The 10,679-nt window shown below is 44.4% G+C and carries 6 protein-coding genes and 2 pseudogenes; 5 read left to right on the top strand and 3 right to left on the bottom strand.

The features are described from left to right. Positions 1–633: pseudogene (locus GC102_RS37460) on the top strand (OmpL47-type beta-barrel domain-containing protein); the annotation flags it as partial. Between the two features lie 185 nt (positions 634–818). On the opposite strand, the gene GC102_RS37455 reads toward GC102_RS37460, so the two are convergent. The 3 genes and pseudogenes from GC102_RS37455 to GC102_RS37445 all read right to left on the bottom strand — a co-directional run. Beyond that, positions 819–1,733, bottom strand: coding sequence for a YutH/CotS family kinase-like spore coat protein (locus GC102_RS37455; protein WP_246321349.1), 915 nt, complete (start codon positions 1,731–1,733; stop codon positions 819–821). Continuing rightward, a complete protein-coding gene (locus GC102_RS37450) occupies positions 1,693–2,751 on the bottom strand; it encodes a phosphotransferase (RefSeq protein ID WP_171694022.1) in 1,059 nt (352 codons plus the stop codon). Before GC102_RS37450 ends, GC102_RS37455 begins: the two co-directional genes overlap by 41 nt. 200 nt (positions 2,752–2,951) lie before the next feature. Then, positions 2,952–4,502: pseudogene (locus GC102_RS37445) on the bottom strand (catalase); the annotation flags it as partial. Between the two features lie 167 nt (positions 4,503–4,669). On the opposite strand from GC102_RS37445, the gene GC102_RS37440 reads away from it, so the two are divergent. The 4 genes from GC102_RS37440 to GC102_RS37425 all read left to right on the top strand — a co-directional run bounded on the left by GC102_RS37440 (position 4,670) and on the right by GC102_RS37425 (position 10,172). After that, entirely contained in the window at positions 4,670–5,659 is a 990-nt protein-coding gene (locus GC102_RS37440) for a substrate-binding domain-containing protein (protein ID WP_171694020.1), read from the top strand. Then, positions 5,656–7,119, top strand: a complete 1,464-nt coding sequence (locus GC102_RS37435) for a sensor histidine kinase (RefSeq protein WP_171694019.1) — start codon at positions 5,656–5,658, stop codon at positions 7,117–7,119. Before GC102_RS37440 ends, GC102_RS37435 begins: the two co-directional genes overlap by 4 nt. Further along, complete coding sequence (locus GC102_RS37430) at positions 7,094–8,461, top strand: AraC family transcriptional regulator (RefSeq protein WP_171694018.1); 1,368 nt, start codon at positions 7,094–7,096, stop codon at positions 8,459–8,461. Before GC102_RS37435 ends, GC102_RS37430 begins: the two co-directional genes overlap by 26 nt. 259 nt (positions 8,462–8,720) lie before the next feature. Beyond that, positions 8,721–10,172: a sugar porter family MFS transporter gene (locus GC102_RS37425; protein WP_171694017.1), complete on the top strand. Its 1,452-nt coding sequence runs from the start codon at positions 8,721–8,723 to the stop codon at positions 10,170–10,172. The last annotated feature ends 507 nt before the right edge of the window (positions 10,173–10,679 follow it).

The raw sequence follows: 10,679 nt of genomic DNA, 5'->3' as shown, positions 1-10,679 counted from the left end.
GTCAGCTTCTACTCGGTTGATCAAGCAGGGAACACAGAGAAGGTACAGACCGTAGAAGTGAAGATCGACCGCACGGCGCCAGAAATCACAATGAATTTGAGTGGCGAGTTCAAGCTCAACACGATGTTAACATTAAGTTATTCTACGCGAGATATTTTGTCGGGCATTGTTTCCGATAATATGACGATTACGGCACCAGGCGAATCTATAGGCAAACCAATTGCTAATGAAAGTACAATTAAATTGGATAAACCTGGGAGATATATAATCACAGTAAATGCAAGCAATGCTGCAGGCTTAAGTACTACGATTCAAAAACAGTTTGTTGTTTACATTGCGAGTTCCATTGAAGTAACACCAACAGTAATCAAAGGCAATAATGGTGTGTTTACCGTTCGTGTGAATTTACTTGAAGGGTTCAAAAGCGAAGGATTTGACCTTAATACGGTTACACTTAATGGTGTTAAAGCATTAACAAGCAACAATGGTTACTATAACCAAGCAAAGAACGGACAATTCAAATTCGAACGCTCCGATTTTACTTGGACAGGACCAAATGAAAACCTAGAATTTCGAGGCTATGTAAATGGATTTTTGGTAATCGGTCAGACCATCGTGAAAGTACAAAAGTAATGTGTAAAGAGGGCTGGCAGGTAAAAAGTTACCTGAATAAGCACTAAAAAGCAGATAAGAAAACGAAATAACTGCTGTAGCAGCGTGGATATTATAAGAAGAAATAACCAAGCGGCGAAAAATAAGTGCAAAAACCCCAAGTTCACTCTAATGTGAGCTTGGGGTTTTTTGCGTTTAAACTCCAACTACAGTAACGCCCTAAGCTCACGCTGATACTTGTTCAAATGGGCGGCTGTCGGAATAATCTCTTTGGCCAAACGAATACCGCCAATCCTAATGTTCCGGACCACATGATAAGGTGCAGATAAAAGGGCATGAAGAAGGCAGAGATCAGAAGAGCTCAAGGGACGATATCTCTGATAATAATCGATCCAACGAAGCATCTCCGAACCGTCCCAGAGGGCGTTTCGATGAAGAATATGGGACAAATCCTTCATTCTGGCGTGGAGCGAAGTGTTGTCAAAATCGATCAGATGCAGCTTCCGCCGTTTGTCTTTCATGAGATTGGGATAATTATAATCGCCATGAACAAATGAGGAAGCTTTTTGTTCCGTATCGATAGCCTCTATCACTTTGGGCTGATGTAAATGGTCTAGTACGTCCTCACTAAGTGCTGCTAAATGTGAGGTAATTTTGTATGAACTGAGCAGGGTTTTATATTCGGTAATTTCGTGATCCAGCCCCATATATCGAATTCTTGCTTCCGGAGCTTCGGCTGTAGGAAATCCTTCCGCTATGGAATGGAACCTAGCTAAAGTTCGAATGCCTTTCTTTAAGTCTCTCCTCCTCGTAAAGTCCGGCCTCTGGCCGTCAACCCAATTCGTTAATGTGTAGAAAAGGCCATTATGAGTCATGTATGGCGATTGCTCCACCGTAGGAGAAACCTTTTGACTGCGAGTAAAACCACGCTCATCCATATAGGATAGAATCCGGGTAATAAACCGGACCTCCTCTTCCGGGAAAGCGTAACTTTTTAAACAATAAGTCTCGTTCGTGGTCCGAATCTTATAAATATCTTTTATTTGAAGAGTTTCTTTAATTTTAATGCCATATATTTGTTCAACCTGTGACTTCATTGACGACTTCATGGACATCTTCATGCTCATTCTCCTTAGGGATTGATTTTGTCCATGTATCTAATAAATCCATTGCTTTTAATCGGGGATGCCAAGTTTTTTCCAAAATATTAAGCATTTCACGGCTTCTTGATTGATGAGGGTACCGAGTAGCGTGCCAAGCTTCCCTAGGTAATCCATATAAGGATGAAATTAATTTGCGTTCGGTCTCGTTTAAAGGACGGCGTTCTTCGTACCCCTTTAACAACGCTAATATGAAACCGGGATTGAATTGTGTGGTGTTCATGAGCGCTTTCGCAAGATCCACATAGATGGAACCAACTTTAACACGGTCCCAATCGATAATGAAGAGCTGGCCACTCTCAGAAATGATGACATTAGGGGAAGTAATATCGTTGTGTATCAATGCGGGACGGTGCTCTTCCTTCTTCAAAAGATCTTTAATCTCGGGGCTGCTTAAGTAAGCCCATGCCCGACTGGTAAGGCGCTTACAGTATTTTCCGTATGTTTTGTACCATTTGCGGTTCCGTTCATGCGTTTGGATAGCTGTTGCCATTCGTTTACGAAAGAGGCGATCTTGGATTTTCCATAATTCGATTTGTTGATTCGTGAAGGGCCCTTTAGTGACACGGAGACCACTAGATGTAGTATGTAGCATGGCAAGGGCCCGGCCAAGCTCTTCAAAATCTTCGTTCGTTTCCAAATTCCTTCCATTTATCCATTCGGTCATATAGAAGGGGCGTCCGTGATGCAAAGTCCATAACTTCCCAGAATGGGTAGTGAGCCATTTGGGCATGTAACTGAATCCGCTATTCATCATGAGTTCTATATACGCTGCCGTTTTTTTCATTTGATGAACGGTACTCGTGCGGAGGAGTGTATTTCGAAAAAAGGGTTTCATGGCATAGATGCCCATTTCCGTTTGTACTTGAATAATAGCGTTTTCTCGGTAAAAGGAAGCAACCGTGTCTGATCTCAACGGATGCAGGCCGAAGCGGCGGGTGATTTTGCGAATTCGGTGTTTCGTATAGGGATTTGCCATATGGCAACCTCGCTTTATTTAAGATGGGGGAATGGAGTAGATATTAGCTAGACTATTCATCTAGGGGTACGGCTGTATGGTCTAATACCATGAGTGCAGCAAAAACTTTCGGTTCAAACAGCGAGGGAAACGAAAAAAAGACCGGAAGGCTGTGAGCCTTACTCGGTCATTTCCTGAATCAAGTGTTTCGTCTTTAATCTTTAATATCCATCTGTTCGCTTTCCTGAGTTCTCGGCAATTTCAGCGCCATCTCTTTCAGATGCGGAACCGAGGTGTGCCGAATCGACGTTAGCTTGAGCAAGACCTTCAGAAACACGTCGTCCGTAATCCGAATCAGCCTTTGTGAAATGTTCGATCATTTTACTCTGGATAATTGGTTTGCATATCTTCAGAGCATCTACCAAATTCGCAATCAATTCATCGCGTTCCCAATCTTCAAATTTGCGGTAAGTATCTCCGGCTTGTTTGAAATCATTGGTTCGGCTAATTTTTTCACGGACTAATTTGTCATTATACATAGGTTGATGTTCTTTTCCAGAAGGAACGGCTTCTTTTAACCCGCCAAGCGAGGAGGGCTCGTAATTCACATGCGGATTCTGTCCGGGAGCTCGATCAACCATGATAGCCATTTGCCCATCTCGTTGGTTCGTGGCTACACGTGTTTTGGGGGCATTAATCGGCAGCTGAAGGTAGTTCGTTCCCACGCGATATCGCTGGGTATCGGAATAGGAGAATGTTCGGCCCTGCAGCAGCTTGTCATCGGAAAAATCAAGACCATCTACCAGAACCCCAGTACCGAAAGCTGCCTGCTCGACTTCGGCAAAGTAATTTTCGGGGTTTTTATTCAGCACCATTTTGCCTACAGGTAAAAAAGGAAATTGTTCATGATCCCAAAGCTTAGTCGGATCAAGCGGGTCGAAGTCGAGCTCAGGATGCTCGTCATCACTCAAGATTTGAACGCAGAGCTCCCACTCCGGATACTCGCCTCGCTCAATAGCTTCATACAAATCCTGCGTGGCATGACTTACGTTTTTACCCTGTATGCCTTCTGCTTCCTTTTGAGTCAGGTTCTTCATTCCTTGCTTCAGCGGTTCCCAGTGATACTTGACTAATACAGCTTGTCCGTCTTGGTTGACCCACTTGTAGGTATTCACACCGGACCCTTGCATTTGTCTATAATTGGCTGGAATCCCCCACGGAGAGAACAGGAATGTGATCATGTGAGTGGCCTCAGGAGAGTTTGATACAAAATCGAACATTTTTTCTGGGTTTTGCAGGTTAGTAACGGGGTCTGGTTTGAAGGCGTGAACCATGTCCGGGAACTTCAACGGATCGCGAATAAAAAATATCTTCAAGTTGTTCCCGACTAAGTCCCAATTACCATCCTCGGTATAAAACTTTGTGGCGAACCCACGGGGATCACGAAATGTTTCTGGAGAGTAATTGCCGTGAACGACAGTAGAAAATCGGACAAATACAGGAGTCTGTTTACCAGCCTCTTGAAAAAGCTTGGCACGTGTATAGGTAGATATAGGATCATTACCTACTTTACCATAGGCCTCAAAATATCCATGGGCACCGGCACCACGTGCATGTACAACACGTTCTGGAATGCGCTCCCGATCAAAATGGGATATTTTCTCGATGTAGTGGTAGTTTTCGAGCGTTGACGGTCCTCGATTTCCAATTGTTCGTATGTTTTGATTATCTGAAATCGGATGACCTTGTCGATTCGTTAAAGTCATCTCTTGATTTTCTTTGTCCATTGTCTCCAGTTCATCCTTCCTTAAATTGTCAGTAGTACCTTTTGCCATGTATAGGAAAATTATTCATCATCGAATACTATACGTGATTTCCGTTTTATCTGCAGGCTCTGTATAATAAATCTATATTTTTTACTAAACCTCGGGGGTGCTCCATGTCAAAGAAAAAGTGGACGGTGGGGCTGATAGGCATATTTCTTGTTTTCTGTTATTTTTTATTCCAGTTTTTATCTTCCACGCTTAAGATTGATCACCTGGTCGGGCAAATGGAACAGAGCAAAGTAGAGGATAAACGTATCAAGCACGTTGTGCTTATAGCTCAAGAGATCGACAATCCATTCTGGAGAACGGTGGAGCTGGGAGCGAAAGAAGCCGCGGCGCAGCTGAGTATGAAGATTGATTACATGGGGCCGATTCGCATAAATCCTGCTGAACAAATGAATCTTCTAGAGAAATCGATTGCTGCCAAGCCGGATGCCATTATCGTGCAAGGGATAAAGGAGCAGCACTATGATCTTCTGATTAGCAAGGCAATAGATCAAGGTATACCCGTGATCACAGTAGATGCGGATGAGCCGGAGAGCCGAAGACTCGCCTACGTCGGAACAGATAATTGGGAAGCAGGCAAACGCATGGGAGAGCTTGTGGTGAAAGATGCTGGCGGGAAAGGCCGTATCGGTGTCATGATCGGAAGCGAACTGGCGGATAATCAACAGCTGCGTCTAGAGGGTTTCCGTTCCATTATTCGAAATACGCCAGGTTTTGAAATCGTAGCCGTCCGCTCATCGAATATTTCGCGGATTCAAGCCGCTAAGCAGACAGAAGCTATGTTAAACCAATATGCAAGTATTCAGACGATGGTGGGATTTAGCTCCTTAGATGCGGTTGGCATTGTAGAAGGACTGAAGGTAACGAATCGAGCAGATGTAAGCGTGTACGGATTTGATGACTTGGAGGAAACCAAGATGGGCATCGCCCAAGGAGCAATCCAAGCTTCCATCGTTCAGCAGCCCAAAGAGATTGGATTCAAATCCGTTTATTTGCTAGCAGATATTTTCAAAGGGGGCTCTATTCCGGTCCAGCACTACACCGCTACAGACATTATGGATAGTAACCATTTGAAGGCAAGTGTGAGCAGCCCATGAATATACGTAGAATGCTATTTATTGTCATTCCTATGCTTTTTATTTTGAATAACGCAGTCGCTTATTTCATCTTTGAAAGCGGAAGAACGGTGCAGCAAAGCTATAATATGATGCTGGATCGGGTATTATTGTACAAGCAAATTGCCGGGCAAACGCAAGGAAATCTTCGTGCTCTGAATGTTTACTTAATGGATCGAACGGAGAACAGCCGCAAAGCATATATAAGTCAGAGGGATGAGCTCAATCATCTGCGGGGAAGCTTGTCTGCACAAGGGACGACTATTCCAACTACGGATCTTGCAGTCCGCAGCTATCGCAACATGATCGATACGTTTATAGGGCAAGAAGCGGGTGTCATAGAAGCTTTAAATAGCCAAGGTTCTTTGGCTTATGCGGCTTTCTATGAAGAGGCTGAGCAGACAGCAGCGTTTATCCAAACAGAAGGACATCATCTGATTGATTTGGAACTGAGTTATTATCAACCCTTTTACAGACAAATTCTTATCCAAACAGAAGTTATGAATCACTGGGGAGTTGCTATCTTTATTTTGAATACGCTGATAAGCATCTTGTTTGCTTATTGGATTTCTCTAGGTATTACCCGACCGATCAAGCAGTTGGCCTTAACGGCTCAACAAATTTCAGACGGGAATTTGCAAGCTCCACCTCCGCAGATTAGTGAGCATAATGAGTTTGGTATGTTATCTAAAGCTTTTGGGCGCATGCAAGACAATTTGAAAGAACTGATTATGAAAGAGAAAGAAAGCTTGGAAAAGGACAAGCTGGTCAAAGAATTGGAGCTGGAAGTTTTGCAAAATCAGATAAACCCACACTTTCTCTTTAATTCCTTGAATGTCATATCCAAGCTTGCTCTGCTCGAGGGTGCTGAGAAAACAAGCGATCTCATGGTGTCCATGTCGAATCTTCTTCGGTATAATCTTCGGAAATTGGATCGCCCGGTGACGCTCAGGGATGAGGTCGAGCATGCCAAAGAGTACTTTACCATCCAACAAGCCCGTTTTCGCGACCGGATTCATTTCGTAACGGATATTGACGAGAGCGGACTGGACGTGTATGTGCCCATGCTAACCCTTCAACCGATACTAGAGAACGTCTTCGTCCACGGTATTGAGGGAATGGAAGAAGGGGCTGAGATTAAGCTAGGCATTGCGTGCGGGCCTGGTGAGGTAAGGGTTGCCATATCGGATAATGGGATCGGAATGAGCGAGGAGGTCCGTGAGTCTCTGCTTCACTTCGAATCCGAACCGCTGCTTGGTCAAGAAAAGGGACAATCCACTGGTTTAGGGACGCGCAATGTGTTTAGACGTCTTGAATTATTTTATGAAAAAAAGAATCTTGTAGATATTCACAGTGAGCCGGGCCGAGGGACGACTGTCCTCATCCGGATTCCTGCTGCAGGAAAGGAGGATGGAGATGTATCGCCTACTGATCGCAGATGATGAAGCCTTAGAGAGAGAAGGCATTGAATGGATTGTGACTCGAATGATGCCGAATACGTTTGAAATTATTCATGCAGAGAATGGTCGCGTGGCTATTCAAAAGGCAGATGAATTTCGGCCGCATATTGTGCTGATGGATATTCGAATGCCGGGCATTCAAGGTCTTGAGGCTTTAAAGGAAATCAAAGCTCATAGTCCGCAGATCAAGATGGTACTGGTTACAGCCTATGAACAATTTGAATATGCCAAAGAAGCCCTTTCCTTGGGAGTAAAAGAGTACCTGATCAAACCGGCTAAACGCGATCAAATCGTCTCACTCCTCCAGCAGCTGGTAGCTGAAATTGACCAGGACCAAAGAAAGCGCGACGAGGAGTTCGCAATGCGCGATAAGTACTTCCATCTGCTCCCGCTAGCGGAAACGGAAATGGCTCTGGTCTTTATGTCAGACCAAGTGAATGAAACCGAGGTGGGGTATCTGGCTGATACCCTCGAGCTCTCCATAGATAAAGGATGTGCTCTTGTGCTCGCCTTGCCGGAATTCGGGCATATCTCCGAGCAGGAATTGAGCTTTGAAAAGAAAAAGGTTTACGAAACGGTAAAAAACTTCGCCAAAGGATTTATCAAGAATAGGGTCGGTTGCGTGGTCAGTTCCATGGTCCATTGGCATATGGTCATCTTTCTTCTCGAGAAGGCAGACATCAAGGATGAGGTATTGCGGGAAGAGGCTCATTTCCTAGGCAATAAGCTGGTCGAGACACTCCACCAACAGCGTAGTATAGACGCTAATGTAGGCATCGGGACCGTCCAAATGGATATCGAGGGAATAAGGAGATCGTATTTTGAAGCCGTCTTCGCATCTACGTATCCTAAAAAGTGGGGTAACCTTTGCTCATTTGAGGATCTGAAAATGCTCTCCCTGGAAGGAGAGCGGGAAACGGCCGATAAGTTTATGGCAGACAATACTTCTGAACGTACTTACGTAGAATTGGCCATCAAACGAATCCGTGAGGAACGTGAGCAGCGAACATGGAGTGTCCTAGACAACGCCATCACGTTCATTCAAGATAAATTCCGCGAGGAGCTTTCCCTCGAAGATGTTGCGGAGCATGTCCATTTGAACCCGTATTATTTCAGTAAAGTATTCAAGCAGCAAACGGGAGAAACCTTCATTGATTATGTGACAAGGCTGCGGATCGAAAGGGCCAAGGAGTTCATAAAGGACGGGCAATTCAGCTTAAAGGAAGTCTGCTATATGGTGGGTTATAAAGACCCTAATTACTTCAGCCGAGTATTTAAAAAGGTAACAGGAGTAGCGCCTACTGAATACCGCAACCAACTTTAATAAAAACTAAGGTTCATGCAGAGATGCATGGACTTTTTTGTTATTCCTGAACAAAAATGTGCTAGTCTGCCGCCCTATATCCGACGGATAATTGCAGGCATCAATATTATGCTTGTAAACAACAAATAAGTGAAGGGAATTGGCTCCTAGCTTGAACAAAACGCATGGTATAATGAGTCTCGCATTAGACGGATTTACGATTTATTCATGATAAAAGACCCGCATGAAGGTGCGGATAAGTCAGAAGGGATAATCGCTTATGAGCTCACATATAAACAATCAAAACCAACAAGTAAGCATGAAGTTTGTAACGCTAGTTTCGATGGTAGCCGCTTTGGGCGGTTTATTATTTGGATTTGATACAGCTGTGGTGTCGGGTGCAATCGGTTTTATGAAAGAACGTTTCGACCTAAGCCAGGTGGAAGTGGGTTGGGCGGTCTCCAGCTTAATCATCGGATGTATCGTTGGAGCAGCAGGATCCGGTATGCTGGGGGACAAGTTCGGTCGGAAAAAAGTGCTGATTATAGCTGCGATTCTATTCATTATCGGGTCCATCGGATCCGCCATTCCAAATACGTTCACCGCTTATATTATTGCCCGGATTATTGGCGGACTTGGGATTGGTATTACCTCTACGCTATGTCCTCTTTATAATGCGGAAATAGCGCCTGCCAAGTATCGCGGCCGTCTTGTGGCTCTGAATCAGTTTGCGACGGTGACCGGTATCTTCCTCGTGTATTTCATTAATATGGGCATTGCGGGTTATGGCGACGACGCGTGGGATATTTCAACAGCTTGGCGATGGATGTTTGGTTTCGGGGTTCTTCCGGGCTTGCTGTTCTTAGTTCTGCTTTTCTTTGTACCTGAAAGTCCGAGATGGTTGATCAAGCAGGGGAGAGCAGTAGAATCTCTTCCAATTTTACTTAAGATTCACGGCGACGAACTGGCCAGACAGGAAGTACTGGATATCAAGGAATCGTTCCAACAGGAAAGCGGATCGATCCGCCAATTGTTCAGCCCAGCTTTACGGCTTGCTTTAATCGTAGGTGTGGGGCTGGCCGTTCTCCAGCAGGTTACGGGTATTAACGCGATTATGTACTATGCTCCGGAAATTTTTAAGGAAACGGGTGCTGGCACGAATGCTTCGCTGATTCAGACCATTTTGGTCGGTTTGATTAATTTCCTCTTCACTATTCTTGCAATATGGCTCATCGATAAGGTGGGACGTAAAGCCCTTTTACTAGTAGGATCTGCCTCGATGACAGTCTGCCTAGTCGTTATAGGCGCCGCCTTTCAATCGGGACAACCTTCAGGGCCTTTGGTGCTAATCTTTATTTTACTGTATGTGGCATCCTTTGCTATATCGCTTGGGCCTGTCGTGTGGGTGATTATGTCCGAAATTTTCCCGAATCGTATTCGTGGAAAAGCTACGGCGATAGCTTCTATGGCACTTTGGACAGCGGATTATATCGTATCGCAGACCTTTCCTCCGATGCTTGGCTCTGCAGGACCAGCGGTGACATTCTGGATATTCGGTTTCATGGCCTTGCTTACATTCTTTTTCACATGGCGTCTTGTGCCAGAGACAAAGGGAAAATCGCTGGAGGAAATCGAAGCCTTGTGGTCTTCGAGAAAAGCTTCTAATTCGAATAAATCCAAAGAAGATGAGGTTGTCCCATATAGAACTTTGCCCAACACACCCAAATCCTGAGTGCTCGTTGTGGCACGAAATGGCGGTTGTCGAACCCATTTACCATGAAAAGGAACGACGATTCGTTATTTTGAGCAAATGAGTGCTAAACGGGCATGTCACAGAACGAGGATACCTGATTTGTTTAAAAAACACGTTTCAGACGCAAAAATGGCCAAATAACGAATCATAATACTTTAAAGCTTTCTTCCCGAATATAAGAGAGCAATTCCTGTGTCATATCAAAAATTCTTTGGTATGTTTGATCTCATAATTGCGGGGCCGATCAAAGGGCACATGTACGGTTTGCTTAATTTTACCCGGTCTAGCTGTCATGACATGCACAATATCTCCAAGAAAAATCGCCTCGTCGACGCATTCTTACGGATCGTGCATTAATAGCACTACATGAACAGAGTGACTAAAGCCCCATTAGCTTGTATTCAAGCTGATTGGGGCTTTATGTTTTCCTAGCGATTTGTTTACTGGTTTTTGAAGAAATGGAGAAATAGGGGGCAAGTTGTACAA

Origin of the sequence: Paenibacillus germinis (assembly GCF_013141785.1) — a bacterium.
GTDB classification, from domain to species: domain Bacteria; phylum Bacillota; class Bacilli; order Paenibacillales; family NBRC-103111; genus Paenibacillus_E; species Paenibacillus_E phytorum.
Note: the sequence above shows the minus strand (reverse complement) of the source record. Positions and strands in the feature narration are given on the sequence as shown.